Genomic DNA, 18,763 nt, shown 5'->3' with positions numbered 1-18,763 from the left:
CTGAGTCGACCAGGCTGAGTCTGTCGGCTACGCCGTGCGGTTCGTGAGGACGCGCGCGAGCATCTCGCGCGACTCCTCGGGCTGGGCCGCCTCCAGCGCGAGCCGGTTCATCACCTGGAGGTACCGGTCGATGTCGGCGGGCTTGTCGAGGTAGAGCGCGCTGGTGAGCTGCTCGAGGTAGGCGATGTCCGGAAGGGTCTCCTCCGGGAACCGCAGAAGGCTGAACGCGCCCGAGACGCCCGCGTGCCCGCCCGCGTTGAACGGGAGGACCTGGATCGTCACGTTCTGCCGGGTGCTCAGTTCGATCAGGTGCTCGACCTGCTCGCGCATGACCGACTTGCCGCCGATCGGACGGCGCAGCGCGTTCTCGTCCACGATCGCCCAGACGCGCAGGTCGCCCGCGTGCAGGCGGGACTGGCGGCGCATCCGGAGCTGGACGCGACGGTCGAGCTCCTCCTCGGTGATCTCGGGGAACCCGAGGGGGATGAGGGCCCGTGCGTAGCCCTCGGTCTGGAGCAGTCCCGGCACGAACTGGAGCTCGTAGGTCCGGATGAGCGATGCGGCGCCCTCCAGGCCCATGTAGATCTCGAACCAGTTCGGGAGCAGGTCGTTGTAGTTGTGCCACCATCCAGGTTCGTTGGCGCGGGACACCAGTTCCAGCATGGCGGCCCGCTCGGCGGGGTCGGCGACCCCGTAGAGGGTGAGGAGGTCGGCGACGTCGCGTTCCTTGAACCCCACCCGGCCGGTCTCCATGCGGGAGATCTTGGAGTGGGACGCGCGGATCGTGTAGCCGGCCTGCTCCGCGGAGATGTTGCGGTCCTCGCGCAGCTTGCGCAGCTGCGCGCCGAGCATCATCCGCAGGACCGTGGGACCGCCCGCCAGGGCGGAAGGCCTGTCCCCGGGGTCCTTCGATGCACTTGGAGAAAGATTCACTCGCGACCTGACCATTTCGGGGGAATGCCATGCATTCCTACATGATCGCTATCTGCCGGACAACCGTATGGCACGGTTGTGAATGGAGCGTGACATTCGCGACCCCCTAGACGTTACATGGCGAGCCCGTCGTCAGACAAGGAGTGGATCTTGATCACGGACGGTGGGGCGCCAGATTCCCTTCTTTTTTGGTAGGGTAAGGCACTATTTTCACTCCGTGGGAAGGGGCAGGGGCCATGGCGGAGGGCGCACAGGCCGTCGGAAGGGCGCTCGGGGTGCTCCGGTGCTTCGCCGACGACGGGCACGCGCTGGGCGCGTCGGACCTCGCCCGGCGCCTGGCGCTGCCGACCTCCACGGCCTTCCGCCTGGCCCGCGCGCTGGTCGCCGAAGGGTTCCTCGAACAGGACCCGCGCACCTCCCGCTACCGGCTCGGGCCCGCCGTCGCCGAACTCGGCAGGCGGTCGTTCCACCAGCGCGGACTGCACCGCGCCGCCCCCGAACTCGCCCACCTCGCCAAGGAGACGGGCTGCCCGGTCGATCTTGCCCTGCGGGACGGCCCCGACGCCCTCATCCTCCTGGGCGGCCCGTCCGGCACCGGCCAGCGCGTCCGCCACCCCCTGCCCACGACGGCCCAGGGCCGCGTCCTCGCCGCGTTCGCCACGCCGGCACCGGCCGGTGACCTCGCCGTCGTCCGGGCGGCCGGCCACGCCGTGCACGCCGACGAGCCGGGCTCCGGCCGGATCGCGCTCGCCGTGCCCGTCCTCGACCACGCCGGGACCGCCCGGTACGCCCTCGCCGTCCGCCCGCCCGAGGCCCGGCTGTCGGCCCGCCTGGACTGGCTGCTCGCACGGGCCCGCACCTGCGCGCGCTCCCTGGAGACGGCTCTGCTGCCGCCCGACGAACGCCGCCAGGGTCCCTTTCCCTGGTGACCGATCGCCGGTGACCGGACCTCGGGGATATGGCGGTCTTTTGCCCCGTATTCCGGAGAGATGGTGCCCGCGAGCTTGTCATCGCGCCCTTTCGGGGGTAGGCCCAAAGGGGAGAGGAGCCATGCGATGACGCATCCGCCCGTTCCACTGGAGGAGGACCGCCTGGTCGGGGCGGTCGAGCACGACTTCAGCCACGACCCCTTCCCCGTCAAGGGACTCGACCACGTCCGCTTCCTCGTCGGCAACGCCCGCCAGGCCGCGCACTTCTACGCCACGGCCTTCGGGATGAAGACCGTCGCCTACCGCGGCCCGGAGACAGGGTGCAGGGACTACGCCGAGCACGTCCTGCGCGCGGGCAAGGCGGTCTTCGTGCTGACCGGAGAGGTGCGGGAAGGCACCCCCGTAGGCAAGTCGGTGGCTGTGCACGGCGACGGCGTGAGCGACCTCGCCCTGGAAGTTCCCGACGTCGACGCCGCGGTCGCGCACGCCAGGTCGAGGTTCGCCAAGATCCTCTCCGAGCCGCACGACGTGTCCGACGAGCACGGGACCGTCCGGCTCGCCGCCCTGGCGACCTACGGGCAGACCCGCCACACCCTGGTCGACCGCTCCCGCTACCACGGGCCGTTCCTCCCCGGGTTCGTCGAGGCCGAGCAGGCCTACGCGGGCCCGCCCGCCCACCATCCGACCCGCTACTTCCAGGCGATCGACCACTGCGTCGGCAACGTCGAACTCGGCAGGATGGACGAGTGGGTCGGCTTCTACCGCCGCGTCATGGGCTTCGAGAACCTCAAGGAGTTCATCGGCGACGACATCGCGACGGAGTACTCGGCGCTGATGTCCAAGGTCGTCGCGAGTGGCGACCACCGGGTGAAGTTCCCGCTGAACGAGCCCGCGGTGTCCCGGCGCAAGTCCCAGATCGACGAGTACCTGGAGTTCTACGGCGGCCCCGGCGTCCAGCACGTCGCCCTCGCGACCGGCGACATCGTCGCCTCGGTGCGCGCGATGCGCGAGATGGGCGTGGAGTTCCTGCGGACCCCCGACGCCTACTACGACACCCTCGGCTCCTGGGTCGGCGACACCCGGGTCCCGGTGGAGACCCTGCGCGAACTCGGCATCCTCGCCGACCGCGACGAGGACGGCTACCTCCTGCAGATCTTCACCCGGCCCGTCCAGGACCGTCCGACGGTGTTCTTCGAGCTGATCGAGCGGCACGGCTCGCTCGGGTTCGGGAAGGGCAACTTCAAGGCGCTGTTCGAGGCGATCGAGCGCGAGCAGGCCCGCCGGGGGAACCTGTAGCCGACACGCCGTTACCTCTGTGTCGCCCTGGGTAGATGATCATCACTTTTGAAGATCATCTCGGGGGACATCCATGGAGAAACGGCGTGGCCGGACCATCCGGAGGCGCGGCAGAGCCTTCGCCTCCGTCCTGGCGGTGGTACTGGCACTCAGCGGGCAGGCGCTCCTGCGGCCCGCCGCGGCCGCGGTGCCGCCGCCGACGGAGAACACCTCCGTGGTGAACGTGAACACCGGCGGTGACCGCACCGCCGACGACGCGATCGGCCCGCTCGCCGGCGTCGAACTCGCCCTGTACTTCGACGCGGCGGGCACCCAGCCCGTCGGCGAGACCTGGTCGGTGTGCACGTCCGACCCCGACGGCGACTGCAACTTCATCGTCCCCGACACGGGCGTGGGCGGCGCCAACCGCGACAACGTCTACTACATCAAGCAGACCGCCGCGCCCGCCGGCTGGTACACCAACCCGCAGTTGCGCACCGGCCGGGGCAGCGGCTCGGCCTCGGTCGCGACGAACTACATCTTCCCGACGCCCGCGCTCCAGGGCGGCCAGACGTACACCTCGACCGAGGACTTCATGTTCGACCTGACGAAGGCCGAACCGCTGGCGTCCAGCGGGATCTGGCAGTCGTCGCGGAACAACCCCCCTCTGCCGCAGCGCTGCGGCATGAACGCGGCACTCGTGCTCGACCTGTCGGCCTCGGTCGGCAGCGCGCTGCCGCAGCTCAAGGCAGCGGCCGACACCTTCACCGACGCCCTCGTCGGCACCCCGTCGAAGCTCGCGCTGTTCACCTTCGACCGCGGCTCGCCCAGCGCGGGCACCGAGAACTTCCCCGAGCTGACGTCGGTCTCCTCCCAGCAGGGCGCCGACGACTTCAAGCAGCTCTACGCCGACTACACCCTCGGCAGCGGCACCAACTGGGACAAGGCGCTGTGGACGGTCGCCGAGGCCGAGGAGGCCGGGAACGACTACGACGTCGTGATCGTCCTCACCGACGGAAACCCCACCTACTTCGACTCCCTCACCGGCGACGGCAGCAACACCCGCGTCGCCGAGGTCGAGGGCGGCATCTTCTCCGCCAACGCCGTCAAGGCGCACGACACCCGGATCATCACGCTGGGCGTGGGCAACGGCGTCGATGACATCTCCGAGCTGAACCTGCGCGCGATCTCCGGTCCGGTGAAGTTCGTGACCGGGGGCGACCCGCTGACGGCCGACTACTACCGGTCCGACAACTTCGCCGAGGCGGGACAGGCGCTGCGCGACCTCGTCGCCCAGCAGTGCGAGGGATCGCTGTCGGTCGTGAAGTTGATCGTGCCGACGGGCGGCGGCGTCGCCGACGCCGAGCCCGCGGGCCCCGGCTGGCAGTTCGACTCCGCCACCTCGACCGCGGGCGCGACCGTGACGCCGCCCAGCGCCACGACGACCGACGACGGAACCGGCACGGTCGTCTTCGACGTCGGCTTCGGCGGCAACCCGACCGCGACGGTGGACATCACCGAGGTCCAGGAGGACGGGTTCACCTTCCTCGGCGACGAGACGAGATGCGTGCGGATCGGCGAGACCGGGGCCGTGGAGTTCGACCCGGGCGACACGGGCTTCTCCGTCGACGTCCCGCAGGGCGTGGCGGTCAGCTGCCGGGTCTACAACCAGGCCGTGAACTCCGCGGACGTCACCGTCACCAAGGTCTGGCGGATCGACGGCACGGAGATCCCCGCGGATCGGCTGCCCGACGGGTTCGACGGCAACGCGATCCTCAGCGGCCCCGGCGACCTTCCGGACGCGGACCAGGAGTTCGGCGACCCGCGCGAGGGCTACACGATCGGCGAGGACGTCACCGTCAACGAGAACGTGGTGTGGCCCGACGAGTGCACCCTGTCCTCCCACGTGATCACCAGGATCGACGGGGACGAGTCCGAGGAGGATCTGCCGCACACGCTGCAGATCACCGAGGAGCACACCACGATCGAGATCACGAACTCGTTCGACTGCCCGGACACCGGTGACGTCGTCGTCGACAAGCAGTGGGTCATCGACGGCGAGTTCCTGCCCGAGGGCGACCAGCCCGACGGGTTCACCGCGCAGCTCACCCTCACCGGGCCGGGCGGCGCGGGCGCGACGAACCAGCCCTGGGGCGAGCCCCGTCCCGGATACGCCATCGGATCGACGGTGACGATCGACGAGACCGTGGGAGCGTTCACCGACCCGTCGTGCGTGCTGGTGTCGTCGCTGCTGACCGAGGCGCGCGGCGACCAGCTCGACCCGCCGCTCGCGCTGGCGAGCACCCAGACCGTGACCGGCTTCGACGACGCGTTCGTCATCACCAACGTCGTCGACTGCGCGGCGGGCCCCGGCCTGGGCGTGGAGAAGAAGGCCGACAAGACGACGGGCGAGCCCGGTGACACGATCACCTACACGGTCAAGCTCACCAACACCGGCACCGAGCCGTTCTTCGCCGGCGAGAACCCCGCCTCGTTCCAGGACGACCTGACCGACGTCCTGCGCAACGCGTCCTACAACAACGACGCGACGGCGACGCCCGCGGACCTGGGGACGCTCACCTACCGGGAGCCGATCCTGAGCTGGTCGGGCTCGCTGGGCGTCGGCGAGACGGTGACCATCACCTACTCGGTGACGGTCGACGCCGACGCGCCGGACGGGGCGCTGCTCTGCAACACGGTGACGGCGCCGGACGCGGACTGCAGCGACACCAACTGCGTCCTGATCCGCGACAAGGACCATCCGCCGAAGCCGTGCAAGCACTGCGACAAGCCGTGGCACCCGGGCAAGCCGCACCACCACGGCAAGCCCTGGCAGGGCGGGCCCGGCCACCACGGCAGGCCTTGGCAGGGCAGGCCCGGCCACCACGGCGGGCCGCACCACGGCAGGCCCTGGGAGCACCGGCCCTGGGAGAACCGTCCCTGGCAGGAGGACGACCGGTGGCAGGACGACGACGAGTGGCGGGAGGGCGACCGCTCCCTCTAGAGGAGTGACCTGAGCGGGGCCCGGCGGAAGCGACCGCCGGGCCCCGCCCGTGTCAGCGCGCGGTCCCCGCGAAGGGCACGCCCGCAGGGGCGGCGGCCGAGGGCTCGCGGCCCGGGTGCTTCCACAGGCCGCGCTCCTCCAGGACCGGGAGGACGCCTTCGCCGAACCAGTAGGCCTCCTCCAGGTGGGGGTGGCCGGACAGGACGAACTCGTCGATGCCGAGCGCGTGGTACTCGGCGATCCGGTCGGCCACCTCGGCGTGCGAGCCGACGAGGGCGGTGCCCGCGCCGCCGCGCACCAGCCCGAATCCCGCCCACAGGTTCGGGGAGACCTCCAGGTTCGCGCTGCTCCCGCCGTGCAGGGCGAGCATCCGCTTCTGGCCCTCGGAGGCGCTGCGCGCGAGGCCGGCCTGGACCTTGGCGATGAGGGCCGGGTCGAGCGCGTCGAGCAGGAAGTTCGCCTGCGCCCACGCCGCCTCGGAGGTGTCGCGGCTGATCACGTGCAGGCGGATGCCGAACCGGGGGGTGCGGCCTGCGGCCTTGTACTCCTCGCGGATCCACGCGATCTTCTCGGCGACCTGCGCGGGCGGCTCGCCCCACGTCAGGTAGACGTCGGAGTGGGCGGCGGCGATCTTCCCGGCGATCGGGGAGGAGCCGCCGAAGTAGATGTCGGGGACGGGGTCGGGCACCCGGGCGAGTTCGGCGTCCTCGACCTGGAGGTGCTTGCCCTGGAGGGTGACCTTCTCGCCCCGCCACAGGCCCCGGACGATCTCCAGGAACTCGCCGGTGCGCTCGTACCGCTCCTCCTTGCCGAGGAAGTCGCCGAACGCGCGCTGCTCGTGGTCCTCGCCGCCGGTGACGACGTTGAGGATCAGCCGTCCCTCGGAGTGCCGCTGGAACGTCGCGGCCATCTGCGCGGCGAGCGTGGGGGAGATGACGCCGGGCCGGAACGCCACGAGGAACTTCAGCCGCTCGGACTCGCGCGCCAGCATCGCCGTCGTCAGCCAGGCGTCCTCGCACCAGGCGCCCGTCGGCGTCAGCGCCGCCTCGAACCCGAGCCGCTCGGCGGCCCGCGCGACCTGGGACAGGTACCCGATGGTGGCCGGCCGATCGGCCCCTGTCGCCGTCGTGGGATTCCCGTGCCCCCCACCGACCAGATTGCGGCTGTCCCCATAGGTGGGCAGAAACCAGTGGAACTTCAGCGTCATGACACTTCCTTGAGCAGGGGGCGGCCGAGGGCTGTGGAGAAGCCGTCGACGACCTTGTACAGGGGGTCGCCGCTGGCGGGGTCGAGGCGGACGCCGTCGGCGGCGACCTCGATGTGCCGGTCGAGCACGAACCAGCCCTGGACGATGTGGTGGGCGCCCAGGGAGGTGAGCACGGGGCGCAGCGCGTAGTCGAGGGCGAGGACGTGCGCGGGGCTGCCGCCCGTCACGATCGGCAGGATTGTCTTGCCCGAGAACGCGAACTGGGGCAGGAGGTCGAGGAAGGTCTTCAGCAGGCCGCTGTAGGCGGCCTTGTAGACGGGGGAGGCCACGACGAGCGCGTCCGCCTCCTCGATGGCGCGGACGGCCGCGGCGATCTCCGGGTCCGCCGCGTCGGCGGCCAGGAGCGGGCCGGCGGGCAGTTCGCGGAGCGAGGTATGCCCGACGGTGTGGCCGTCGCGGCGCAGGTGCTCGGCGAGATGCGCGGCGAGCGCGGCAGTCCGCGAGGTCGCGGACGGGCTGCCGGTCAGGACATGGACGGTGGACAACGGAGAACCCCCCTGACTGACGCGGAAGGAATTCAGGTAATTCCTACTGACATGATGGGATTCTAGCGCGTGGAACGCCCCGTGCCGGGCCAGGGGTCATCGCCATCCGCTGGCGGGTGCGAGGGAAACCCTTCCACCCGCGCGCCGGGCGTGCGAAGTCGTGCCGCCCGCCGGCCGCCGCCACGGCAGGGATTCCATATCGCGGGGACACGCTCCGCATGGGTGCCGCTCCACCGGGGAAGCACAAGATCAACAGCCGCCCGAGCCTGGACGTGGAATGTTCGACACTGAGACCCTGCCGTTCGGTGTGTTCACCGCCCTCGACCGGCCCGGCGTGCGCCGGGTGGGGGTCGCCGTGGAAGACCGAGTCCTCGACCTGTCGCAGGCCCGGATACCCCACCCTGCGCTGTTCGCCTACGGGACGCTTGATCCCTTCCTCGTCTCGGGGCCGGAAGTATGGGACCGCGTACGCTCCGCGCTCCTGGAGGGCGTAGGCGGACCGTTCCTTCCGATGTCGGAGGTGACGATGTGCCTTCCGTACAGCGTCGCCGACTACGTCGACTTCTACTCCTCGGAGCACCACGCGGCCAACCTCGGCAGGATCTTCCGGCCCGGAGGCGACCCGCTCACCCACAACTGGCGCCACCACCCCCTCGCCTACCACGGGCGGGCCGGGACCGTCGTCGTCTCCGGGACGAGCATCGTCAGGCCGTCGGGGCCGCATCTGGAGGGGGACGGGACGGATCCGGTGCTCGGGCCGTCGGCGAGGCTGGACTTCGAGGCCGAGCTCGGGTTCGTCGTCGGCGTCCCGAGCACGCAGGGCGCCCCCGTCTCCACCGCCGCGTTCGCCGACCACGTCTTCGGGGTCTGCGTCGTCAACGACTGGTCCGCGCGCGACATCCAGGCCTGGGAGTACGTGCCGCTCGGCCCGTTCCTCGGCAAGTCCTTCGCCACCTCGGTCAGTCCGTGGATCGTGCCGCTCGCCGCGCTCGGGGACGCGCGCGTGCCCGTCCCGTCGGCCTCGGCGGACCTCGCCCGCTACCTGCGCGAGGACACGCCCTGGGGCCTCGACATCGGCCTGGAGGTGCGGCTGAACGGTGCGACGATCTCCCGTCCGCCCTACCGGACCACGCACTGGAGCCCCGCCCAGATGCTCGCCCACCTGACCGTGAACGGCGCCGCGCTGCGCGCCGGGGACCTCGTGGCCTCCGGGACCGTCAGCGGGCCCGGCCCGGAGGAGGCGGGCTCGCTCATCGAGCTGACGCACGGCGGCGCGGAGCCGATCACGCTGCCCGACGGGGCCTCGCGGTCCTGGCTGGAGGACTACGACGAGGTGGCGATCAGCGCTTCCCTGGCCGGCGGGCGGTATCTGGGAGAGGTCTCGGGCCGGGTTCTCCCGGCCGTCGGATGAGCCCGGTCGGCCGGTGCTTGCGCACGAAGTACTCGATCGTGGCGATCGCCGCCAGGACGATCCCGACATCGTCGATGAGGATCGGGTCCGGGAGCAGGTCGACGGGGCTGAGCGCGTAGACCCACGCCCCGTAGTAGGCGGCCTTGGCCGTCGACGGCGCGTCCTCGGTCTTGACGAACCCGCGCAGCGTGCGCAGCCGCAAAAGCGTCCGTACCACGAAGAGCAGCGTGACGAGCACGAACACCCCGGCCGCCGCCGCGGCCCAGGGCCACCAGTCAGGCACCCAGTCCGGCATCACACCCTCCCGCGCCCGACTGTACCCGCTGCCCGCGCCGATGGGACGGACGCGTCCACAACCGGTTGCCGGGGAACGCCGCCGGAGGCCGGCCGGCCGGGTCCTGGCTGATCCTTGCCCGGTCCCGAGTGCTCAGCGGGCGGTGGTCATGGATCCCATGAGCAGGACCGCGCGGCGATCCGGCGGGCGAACTCCGCTCCGATGCCGGCGCTGGCACCGGTAAGGAAGACATCGTGCTCGGCGACCAGTCCGAATGCGGCCGGACGCTGCTGGCCGCGCTGGAAGCCCGTCCCGCGGACGAGCCCCCGTGGGAGGCGCTCCGGGCGGCCCTCAAAGCGCTCGTCGAGTCTCTTCCCGACACGCAGGAGGACTTCCTCAAGATCACCGAAATGCTCCACACGTCGCCCTCGCTCCGGGCGCGTCAGCTGGAGAAGCGGCAGCAGTGGACGGAGCTCCTCCTGCCGGACATCGCCAGACGGCTGGGCGCCCCGGCGGATCCCCTGAGCGAACTGAGGGCCCGCGCGCTCGTCGCCTCCGCCCTGGCGTGCTCCGAAGCCGCGACCGAGATGTGGGTCCGCAGCGACGGCACGGTCGACATGGACCGGGCCTTCGATGAGGCGGTCGCCGCGGTGCGCGCCTGAGTCCCGTCTGATCGTCGGCGGGATCCAGCGGACGAGGCCGGCGGGACGCCTGCTCGGCGGCGGCCGGCCGGGATCGTCGTAGCCATCCGAAGAAACCGCAGCTCCGCGACTGCCTCTTCGGCGGACGGGGTCCTAGCTCGTGTCGCCGACGGAGGCGCGGAGGGTGTGCAGGGAGTCGATGACGGCCCGCGCTTCGGGGCGGGTGAGGCCGTCGAGGGCGAAGGACGCCTCGTGCATGGTCTCGGTGGCCTGCTCGATGAGCTCGCGGCCCGCGGGGGTGATCGCGGCGAGGACGACGCGGCGGTCGTGGGGGCTGGGGGAGCGGGTGACCAGGCCGCGGCCTTCCAGGCGGGAGATCACGTTGGTGACGCTCGCGGGGTGCACCATGAGGCGTTCGCCCATCTTGCCCATGGGCAGGCGCCCTTCGCGGGTGAAGGCGAGCAGGCGCAGCGCCTCGTAGGCGGCGAAGGTGATGCCGTACGGCTTGAGCAGGCTCTCGATCCGGCTCAGCAGGAGCTGCTGGGCGCGCATCACCGACGTCACGGCGGCCATGTGGTCGGCGTGCTCAGGCCAGCGGGCGCTCCACTGGCGGTGGGCCTCGGCTAGGGGATCGAACGACACGCCCCCAAGGTACGGGAACTTGACGGCCTCCGCGTTGGGATTTACTTTAACTTCAAAATATTAGCCTTCAAAGTAAGTAGGGGCGGTGCCCCGTAAGTAGGGGCGGTGCCCCGGAGGAGGTCGGGATGGGATTGCACAGGCCGGTGCACCCGGTGCGCTTCGTCACGGCGGCCGCGCTGTTCGACGGCCACGACGCGGCGATCAACATCATGCGCCGGATCCTCCAGTCCCAGGGTGCCGAAGTGGTGCACCTCGGACACGACAGGTCCGTCGCCGAGGTCGTCGCCGCCGTCGTGGAGGAGGACGCCCAGGGCGTCGCGATCAGCTCCTACCAGGGCGGGCACCTCGAATACTTCGCCTACCTCGCCGAGGCGCTGCGCGAGGCGGGCGCCGGGCACGTGAGGATCTTCGGCGGTGGCGGCGGCGTCATCGTGGCCGACGAGATCGCGCGGCTCGGCGACCTGGGCGTGCGGATCTTCTCGCCGGAGGACGGCCAGCGGCTCGGCCTGCCCGGCATGATCAACGAGCTGATCCGCGACGCCGACACCGACCTCACCGCGTCCCCCGCCCCCGTCGAGGCGGTCCTCGCGGGCGACCGGGCGGCCCTCGCCCGGACCCTCACCTGCCTGCAGGGCGGCGCCGCCCTCGACCCCGCCCTCGCCGGCCGCACCGCGCCCGTCCTCGGCATCACCGGCACCGGCGGCTCCGGCAAGTCCTCCCTCACCGACGAGATCCTGCGGCGCCTGCGCGTCGACCAGCAGGACAAACTGCGCGTGGCGGTCCTCGCCGTCGACCCGACCCGCCGACGCGGCGGCGGCGCCCTCCTCGGCGACCGCATCCGCATGAACTCCCTCGACGGCGACCGCGTCTTCTTCCGCTCCCTGGCCACCCGGGGCGGGCGCGAACTCCCCGACGGCATCGACGGCATCCTCGCGGCCTGCCGCGCCACCCACGACCTCGTCATCCTGGAGACCCCCGGCATCGGGCAGGGCGACGCGGCCATCACCGAGCACGTCGACGTCTCCCTGTACGTCATGACACCGGAGTTCGGCGCCGCGTCGCAGCTGGAGAAGATCGACATGCTCGACTTCGCCGACGTCGTCGCGGTCAACAAGTTCGAGCGGCGCGGCGGGCCCGACGCGCTGCGCGACGTCTCCCGCCAGATGCTGCGCAACCGGGAGGCCTTCGGGTCCCGACCCGAGGACATGCCCGTCTTCGGCACCAGCGCCGCCACCTTCGACGACGACGGCGTCACCGCCCTCTACCAGCACCTCCTCGGCCTCCTCGCCGAACACGGCCTGGCCGTCGAGCCCGGGGTGCTGCCGCGCGTGGACGTCCGGGCCAGCACCCGCGTCGCCGGGACCATCCCGCCCGCGCGCGTCCGCTACCTCGCCGAGATCGCCGAAGGCGTCCGCGGCTACCACGCCGACACCCTCGCGCAGGCCGAGAGCGCCCGACGCGCCCAGCGGCTGGAGGCGGCCCGCGCCGAACTCGGCGACGACGCGCCCGCCCGCCTCGACGACCTCGTCGCCGAGGCACGGGATTCCCTGACCGGCGAGTCCGCGAAGCTGCTCCAGGCCTGGCCTGAAGTCGTCGCCTCCTACACGGGGGACGAGCACGTGTTCAAGGTGCGGGACCGCGAGGTGAGGGTGCCGCTCACCCGGGAGAGCCTGTCGGGCAACCGCATCCCGCGGGTCGCCCTTCCGCGCTACTCCGACGCCGGAGACCTCCTGCGGTGGCTGCGGTCGGAGAACCTGCCCGGGTACTTCCCGTTCACCGCGGGCGTCTTCCCGTTCAAGCGCGACGGCGAGGACCCGGCCCGCATGTTCGCGGGCGAAGGCGACCCGTTCCGCACGAACCGCCGGTTCAAGCTGCTGTCTTCGGGCTCGGAGGCGACCCGCCTGTCCACCGCGTTCGACTCGGTGACGCTCTATGGCCGCGACCCCGACGAGCGGCCCGACGTGTACGGCAAGGTGGGGACCTCCGGAGTGTCCGTCGCGACCCTGGAGGACATGAAGGCCCTCTATGCGGGCTTCGACCTCGCCTCGCCGTCGACCTCGGTGTCGATGACGATCAACGGGCCCGCGCCGACGATCCTCGCGTTCTTCCTCAACACCGCCATCGACCAGGGGCTGGACCGCTTCCGGCAGGAGGAGGGCCGCGAGCCCGACGAGGCGGAGGCCGAGGCGGTGCGCACCCGGGTGCTCCGAAACGTCCGCGGGACGGTGCAGGCCGACATCCTCAAGGAGGACCAGGGCCAGAACACCTGCATCTTCTCCACCGAGTTCTCCCTGCGGATGATGGGCGACATCCAGGAGTGGTTCATCGACGAGGGGGTGCGGAACTTCTACTCCGTCTCCATCTCCGGCTACCACATCGCCGAAGCCGGGGCGAACCCCATCTCGCAGCTCGCCTTCACCCTCGCGAACGGCTTCACCTATGTGGAGGCGTACCTTGCGCGCGGCATGGACATCGACTCCTTCGCGCCCAACCTGTCGTTCTTCTTCTCCAACGGCATGGACCCCGAGTACAGCGTCCTGGGGAGGGTGGCCCGGCGCATCTGGGCCGTCGCCATGCGCGAGCGCTACGGGGCCGCCGAGCGGTCGCAGAAGCTCAAGTACCACATCCAGACCTCGGGCCGCTCCCTGCACGCCCAGGAGATGGACTTCAACGACATCCGCACCACCCTCCAGGCCCTCATCGCGCTCTACGACAACTGCAACAGCCTCCACACCAACGCCTACGACGAGGCCGTCACCACCCCCACCGAGGAGTCCGTCCGCCGCGCCCTGGCCATCCAGCTCATCATCAACAAGGAGTGGGGCCTGGCGATGAACGAGAACGCCCTGCAGGGGTCGTTCATCATCGACGAGCTCACCGACCTCGTCGAAGAGGCCGTCCTGACGGAGTTCGAGCGGATCAGCGAGCGCGGCGGCGTCCTCGGCGCGATGGAGACCGGCTACCAGCGCGGCCGCATCCAGGACGAGTCCATGCTGTACGAGCAGCGCAAGCACGACGGGACCCTCCCCATCATCGGCGTCAACACCTTCCGCAACCCCAACGGCGAGGCCGAGCACCGCACGCTGGAGCTGGCCCGGGGCACCGAGGCCGAGAAGCAGTCCCAGCTCACCCGCGTCCGGGACTTCCAGGACACCCACCGGGCCGCCGCCGAGCAGGCCCTCGCGTCCCTGAAGGAGTCCGTGCGCTCGGGCGGCAACGCCTTCGGGGCGCTCATGGACGCGTCCCGGGTCTGCTCGCTGCGGCAGATCACCGACGCGTTCTTCGAGGTCGGCGGCCAGTACCGCCGCAACGTCTGAGGGGAGGGCGGCGCCGGATCCGGCGCCGCCCGAGTCGTCAGTGCGCGCCGGTTTCCGCGCGCTGGCCCTTCAGCAGGAACCAGACGACGGCGGCGGTGGTGAGCAGGACCGCGGCGCCCACCGCCGCGGTGCCGCGCAGGCCCGCGGCGAACGCGTCCTGGGCCGCGGTCAGCAGCGCCTCCCCGCGCTCGCCGCCGAGGCCCTCGGCCGCCCGCACCGCGCCGCCCAGCGAGCCGTGCGCCGCCTCGGCCGCCTCCGGCGGGGTGCCCGCCGGGGCGGCGAACCCCCGGTAGACGGTCGTCACGATCGAGCCGAGGACCGCGATGCCGAGCGCGCCGCCCAGCTCGTAGGCGGTCTCGGCGACCGCCGACGCGGCGCCGGCCTGCTCCTTGGGCACGCTGGAGACGATCACGTCGGACGTGGTGGTGAAGGCGAAGCCCGCCCCCAGGCCGACGAGCAGCAGCGCGACGGCCAGCAGCCCGTAGCCGGTGCCGCGCTCCAGCCCCGTGAGCAGCGCCAGCGCCAGGCCCACGCTGGCCAGGCCGCCCGCCACGACCCCGCGTACGGAGGTCCGCCTTACGACCGCTCCGGCGAGCAGGCCCGTCACGACGGCGCCCAGCGTCGCCGGCAGCTCGGCGAGACCGGCCTCCAGAGGCGACCGGCCCTGGACGAGCTGAAGGTACTGCGACAGGAAGAACACCAGGCCCGTCAGGCCGAGCACCGCGAAGAGGTCGGCGGCGACGGCCGCGGAGAAGCCGCGGTGCCGGAACAGCCGGACGTCGATGAGCGGCGTGGGAAGGGTCCGCTGGCGCCGCACGAAGAAGGTCAGCGCGGCGACGCCCACGAGGGCCGCGCCGGCGACGCGGGACGACAGACCGTGCGAGGCGGCGTCCTTGATCGCGTACACCAGGCCGATCATGCCGACGAGGGAGAGGAGCACGCTGGGCAGGTCCCAGGGGCCGGGCGCGGGGTTGCGCGACTCGGGCAGCAGCCGCGCGCCGACCAGCACGAGCAGCGCCATCACCGGAAGGTTGATGAGGAAGACCGAGCCCCACCAGAAGTGCTCCAGCAGGAACCCGCCGACGAGCGGGCCGAGCGCGGCCCCCGCCGAGGCGCTGGAGGCCCAGATGCCCACGGCCAGCGACCGCTCGCGCGGGTCGGCGAAGATGTTGCGGATGAGCGCCAGCGTGGACGGCATCAGGGTCGCGCCCGCGACGCCCAGCAGGGCGCGGGCGGCGATCAGCATCTCGGGGCTGGTCGCGTAGGCGTTGAGCACGGACGCGGCGCCGAAGGCGGTGGCTCCGGCGAGCAGCACCTTCTTGCGGCCGATCCTGTCGCCCAGGCTGCCCATGGAGACGAGCAGTCCGGCGAGGACGAAAGAGTAGACGTCGCCTATCCACAGCAGCTGGTTGCCCGAAGGCCGGAGGTCCTCGCTGATGAACGGGGTGGCGAGGCCGAGGACCGTCGCGTCGACGGCCACGAGGAGCACGGCGAGCACGAGGACGCTGAGCGCGGCCCAGCGTCCTGTGCGCTTGGTATGTCGTCCGTCCTGCGCGGACCTAGGGGTGAGGATGGCGGTCATGGGTTCCCACGTCCTTACGACGGGTTCGGGGTTGTTCGGGTATCGCGGGGGGAGTCGGGGGAGCGGCGGGCGCCGTCGAGGAGCAGGCCGCTGATCATCGCGGTGTAGTCGCGCGGGGCGGTCTTGCCGGACTGGATCGTCCAGGCGGCGGCGGCGACCAGGCCGTAGAACGCCTCGGTGAGCCACGCGGGGGACAGGTCGATGCGGAACTCGCCGGACTCCTGGCCGCGCCGGAACAGCGCGGAGATCCGGGCGTCGATCCGCTCCCAGCCTTCGTTGACCTCCTCGCCCTCGAACAGCTGGTTCTCGGTCGAGATGAAGGCGAGGAACGCCGCGGCGGGCCGGGTCCCCTCGATGAGGCGCTCCAGCGCCTCGGCGGCGCCGCCCTCGTCCAGCCGGGCGGCGTCGGCGACTGCCTGGAGCTGGCGGAGGCCGAGGTCCTCAAGCGCGCGGATGAGGCTGTCCCGCCCGGCGAAGTGCCGGTGCAGGGTGGCCCGGCTGATCCCGGCGGCCCGGGCGATCTCGTCCTGGGTCGCGGTCGACTTGCGCGACAGGAGGTCGGCCGCTCGGCGCAGCACGAGGTCCCGATCGAAGCTCATGAGACGATCCTACCGCATGTGAGACATTAATGTCTCATCAAGATCTTGAATGTCTCATCCAAGGGTTGTCCACAGGGCGTGAGATTCCTGTCACAGTGCGGGAGTAGTGTGGGCGCGAGCACAGGTCAGAGGGAGGGCGAGATGTCTGTTCTGGTGGCGATAGGCACGGTCAAGGGGCTGTTCCTCGCACGCAGCGAGGACCGCCGCACCTGGCGGGTCGACGAGCCGATCTTCGGCATGTCGGAGGTCTACAGCCTCTGCTTCGACTCCGGTCGGCTGCTCGCCGGGCTGAGCAACCCGGTCTTCGGGCCGACCGTCGCGATCGGCGAGGACAACGGGGCCCGGTGGGCGGAGCCGGGCGCGGCCCCGATCGTCTTCCCCGACGACACCGGCACGTCACTGGAGCGCGTCTGGCAGCTCACCCCGGGGCTCGACGGCAAGATCTTCGCGGGCACCCAGCCATCGGCGCTGTTCGCCTCCGCGGACGAAGGCAGGTCCTTCTCCATGGTCCGCCCGCTGTGGGACCACCCGCACCGCGAGCACTGGGCGGCGGGTTTCGGCGGGCAGGCGATCCACACGATCCTGCCGCACCCCGCCGATCCCGCCCAGATCCTCGTCGCCATGTCCACCGGCGGCGTCTACCGCACCGAGGACGGCGGCGCGTCCTGGGCGCCGTCGAACACCGGCGTCCAGGCCACGTTCCTGCCCGACCACTTCCCCGAGTACGGCCAGTGCGTGCACAAGGTGGCCCGCGACGCCCTGCACCCCGACCGCCTCTACCTCCAGAACCACGAAGGCGTCTACCGCTCCGAAGACGGCGGGCGCACCTGGACCTCCATCGCCGAGGGCCTGCCCGGCGACTTCGGCTTCGCCGTGGTCGCGCACCCCCGCCGCACCGGCGTCCTGTACACCTTCCCCATCAGCGGCTCCGAAGAAGGCCGCTACCCCTACGACCACCGCTGCCGCGTCTACCGCTCGCAGGACGCCGGCGACACCTGGCAGCCCCTCACCGAGGGCCTCCCGGCCACCCCCTTCTACGCCACGATCCTCCGCGACGCCATGTGCGCCGACCAGGCCGACCCGGCCGGAATCTACTTCGGCACCCGCACCGGCGAGGCCTACGCCAGCCCCGACGAAGGCGACACCTGGCACCAGATCACCTCCCACCTCCCGGACATCTGCTGCATCCGCGCCACCACCACCTGACCACCCCCATCACCCAGGGCACGCCCCCACCCAGAGGCGCCGCCCCAGCCCCCGCGCCCACACCCGCCACGAACCGCCAAGCGTCCCCGCCCAGCCCCGCCTCGGCGCGCACGCACGCCCGGCCCACTCGCGTACCCACCCGGCCGGGCGGAGAAGTTCGGGCTGCCCCTGAACCCCGACGACACGGGTACGGCCACGACACCCGGGAGGTGCCGACGCGGCCGACGCGTGGTCCCCACGCGGGTGCCACGAGACCGTTCACCGGGAGCCGTTCGCCTCTACGCGGGCCGTGTTCGGTCTCCATCGCCAGATGGGCGGCGAACGGCATCGTCCGGGTCTCGCCGGGGAAGTCCCCGGCGAAGTGAGGGTCGCCGTGCTGGTCGCGCGCCTGCCGCCCCCGGCCCGGCAGACCGATGCGCTGCGCCGTCGGGCGACCGCAGGCCCCGGCGATCGTCTGACGCGCTACCGACGAGAGTCCCGCTCGCCCGAGCAGATTCCGGATGGGCATCGAGTCGGCTTTTCCGAAGCGGGAGCGCGTCGGAATGAGAGGAGGGCTCGGAGCAAGGCGATCCGCCGGGAGTTCCCGGTCGACCGGCCTGAAGTGCAGCGGCGGCTCAGGAGGGCGGAGGGGGCTTGGACAGGGGCGGGGGCCGTCGGTCGGCTTCAGAGTTTTCGGACCTTCGTCGCCGTCAGGCCTTTTTTGTTCTTCTGGGTGTGGAAGGTGACGCGTTGGCCTGGTTCGGGGGTCCAGCGGTCGTCGGCTATTTCGGAGCTGGGCAGGAAGATGTCGGGGCCTGGAAGGTCAGGGGTGATGAAGCCGTGGCCCTTTCTCGGGTTGAACCAGGTGATCGAGCCGTGGAGGTCGGTGTCGCCGGCGGCGGGTGGGGCCGACGCGGTGTCTCCGGGTAGTGGGGTGATGCCTCTGGCCTGCGGGCCCAGGCGGGCCTCGGTCACGCGGTACGAGACGCGCTGGCCTTCGGCGAGGTTCCGGAATCCCTTGGCCAGGATCTCCGAGTAGTGCGCGAACACTTCGGGGCCGGGGTTCTCCGGCGTGATGAAACCGTGGCCCTTCTCGCTGTTGAACCATTTGACGGTTCCGTACTCGAGATCATCCGCTCCCGGGGCGCGCTCAGCGGGCTCAGCGCGATCAGCGGGTGCTGCTGGTTCGGGTTCGGCGGGTGGGGGTGACGGGGGTGGG

14 protein-coding genes and 2 pseudogenes are annotated in these 18,763 nt (G+C 71.4%); 7 read left to right on the top strand and 9 right to left on the bottom strand.

Annotated elements, in window-relative coordinates; genetic code table 11:
* Nucleotides 1-27: 27 nt before the first annotated feature.
* Complete coding sequence (locus ACYVOM_RS37460; protein WP_460308358.1) at nt 28-855, bottom strand: helix-turn-helix domain-containing protein; 828 nt, start codon at nt 853-855, stop codon at nt 28-30.
* A gap of 314 nt (nt 856-1,169) precedes the next feature.
* On the opposite strand from ACYVOM_RS37460, the gene ACYVOM_RS37455 reads away from it, so the two are divergent.
* The 3 genes from ACYVOM_RS37455 to ACYVOM_RS37445 all read left to right on the top strand — a co-directional run bounded on the left by ACYVOM_RS37455 (nt 1,170) and on the right by ACYVOM_RS37445 (nt 6,141).
* Complete coding sequence (locus ACYVOM_RS37455) at nt 1,170-1,862, top strand: IclR family transcriptional regulator (RefSeq protein ID WP_460308357.1); 693 nt, start codon at nt 1,170-1,172, stop codon at nt 1,860-1,862.
* A gap of 126 nt (nt 1,863-1,988) precedes the next feature.
* Nucleotides 1,989-3,158, top strand: a complete 1,170-nt coding sequence (gene hppD / locus ACYVOM_RS37450) for a 4-hydroxyphenylpyruvate dioxygenase (protein ID WP_460308356.1) — start codon at nt 1,989-1,991, stop codon at nt 3,156-3,158.
* A 73-nt stretch (nt 3,159-3,231) separates the two neighbouring features.
* Nucleotides 3,232-6,141, top strand: coding sequence for a DUF7927 domain-containing protein (locus ACYVOM_RS37445; RefSeq protein WP_460308355.1), 2,910 nt, complete (start codon nt 3,232-3,234; stop codon nt 6,139-6,141).
* 52 nt (nt 6,142-6,193) lie between these two features.
* Here ACYVOM_RS37445 and ACYVOM_RS37440 read toward each other — a convergent pair whose 3' ends face one another.
* Together ACYVOM_RS37440 and ssuE are read right to left on the bottom strand one after the other, a co-directional pair.
* Nucleotides 6,194-7,348 carry an LLM class flavin-dependent oxidoreductase gene (locus ACYVOM_RS37440; RefSeq protein ID WP_460308354.1) on the bottom strand — a complete coding sequence of 385 codons (1,155 nt, stop codon included), beginning with the start codon at nt 7,346-7,348 and terminating at the stop codon, nt 6,194-6,196.
* The gene (gene ssuE / locus ACYVOM_RS37435) at nt 7,345-7,893 is read right to left on the bottom strand and encodes an NADPH-dependent FMN reductase (RefSeq protein ID WP_460308353.1); all 549 of its coding nucleotides are present in this window, start codon (nt 7,891-7,893) and stop codon (nt 7,345-7,347) included. The genes ACYVOM_RS37440 and ssuE overlap by 4 nt, the downstream gene beginning before the upstream one ends.
* A gap of 277 nt (nt 7,894-8,170) precedes the next feature.
* Here ssuE and ACYVOM_RS37430 point away from each other — a divergent pair, with 277 nt between their 5' ends.
* The gene (locus ACYVOM_RS37430) at nt 8,171-9,304 is read left to right on the top strand and encodes a fumarylacetoacetate hydrolase family protein (RefSeq protein ID WP_460308352.1); all 1,134 of its coding nucleotides are present in this window, start codon (nt 8,171-8,173) and stop codon (nt 9,302-9,304) included.
* On the opposite strand, the gene ACYVOM_RS37425 is transcribed toward ACYVOM_RS37430, so the two are convergent.
* Nucleotides 9,234-9,599 (bottom strand): YkvA family protein, encoded by a 366-nt coding sequence (locus ACYVOM_RS37425; protein WP_460308351.1) that lies wholly within the window; start codon nt 9,597-9,599, stop codon nt 9,234-9,236. The genes ACYVOM_RS37430 and ACYVOM_RS37425 overlap by 71 nt on opposite strands.
* A gap of 233 nt (nt 9,600-9,832) precedes the next feature.
* On the opposite strand from ACYVOM_RS37425, the gene ACYVOM_RS37420 reads away from it, so the two are divergent.
* A complete protein-coding gene (locus ACYVOM_RS37420) occupies nt 9,833-10,240 on the top strand; it encodes an acyl-CoA-like ligand-binding transcription factor (protein WP_460308350.1) in 408 nt (135 codons plus the stop codon).
* A gap of 132 nt (nt 10,241-10,372) precedes the next feature.
* On the opposite strand, the gene ACYVOM_RS37415 is transcribed toward ACYVOM_RS37420, so the two are convergent.
* Nucleotides 10,373-10,861, bottom strand: a complete 489-nt coding sequence (locus tag ACYVOM_RS37415) for a MarR family transcriptional regulator (RefSeq protein WP_460308349.1) — start codon at nt 10,859-10,861, stop codon at nt 10,373-10,375.
* Nucleotides 10,862-10,986: 125 nt separating this feature from the next.
* Between ACYVOM_RS37415 and icmF the strand changes: the two genes are divergently transcribed.
* Entirely contained in the window at nt 10,987-14,178 is a 3,192-nt protein-coding gene (gene icmF, locus ACYVOM_RS37410) for a fused isobutyryl-CoA mutase/GTPase IcmF (protein WP_460308348.1), read from the top strand.
* Between the two features lie 37 nt (nt 14,179-14,215).
* On the opposite strand, the gene ACYVOM_RS37405 is transcribed toward icmF, so the two are convergent.
* Together ACYVOM_RS37405 and ACYVOM_RS37400 are read right to left on the bottom strand one after the other, a co-directional pair.
* Complete coding sequence (locus ACYVOM_RS37405) at nt 14,216-15,760, bottom strand: MFS transporter (protein ID WP_460308347.1); 1,545 nt, start codon at nt 15,758-15,760, stop codon at nt 14,216-14,218.
* Between the two features lie 14 nt (nt 15,761-15,774).
* Complete coding sequence (locus tag ACYVOM_RS37400) at nt 15,775-16,359, bottom strand: TetR/AcrR family transcriptional regulator (RefSeq protein WP_460308346.1); 585 nt, start codon at nt 16,357-16,359, stop codon at nt 15,775-15,777.
* A gap of 141 nt (nt 16,360-16,500) precedes the next feature.
* On the opposite strand from ACYVOM_RS37400, the gene ACYVOM_RS37395 reads away from it, so the two are divergent.
* The gene (locus ACYVOM_RS37395) at nt 16,501-17,565 is read left to right on the top strand and encodes a WD40/YVTN/BNR-like repeat-containing protein (RefSeq protein ID WP_460308345.1); all 1,065 of its coding nucleotides are present in this window, start codon (nt 16,501-16,503) and stop codon (nt 17,563-17,565) included.
* Nucleotides 17,566-18,228: 663 nt separating this feature from the next.
* Here the strand turns inward: ACYVOM_RS37395 and ACYVOM_RS37390 are convergent.
* Nucleotides 18,229-18,363 (bottom strand): annotated as a pseudogene (locus ACYVOM_RS37390) (cold-shock protein); the annotation flags it as partial.
* Nucleotides 18,364-18,474: 111 nt separating this feature from the next.
* Nucleotides 18,475-18,663 (bottom strand): annotated as a pseudogene (locus tag ACYVOM_RS37385) (cold-shock protein); the annotation flags it as partial.
* Nucleotides 18,664-18,763: the final 100 nt, after the last annotated feature.

It is taken from the genome of Actinocorallia aurea (assembly GCF_054783995.1).
This window is presented reverse-complemented; position numbering and strand designations above follow the sequence as displayed.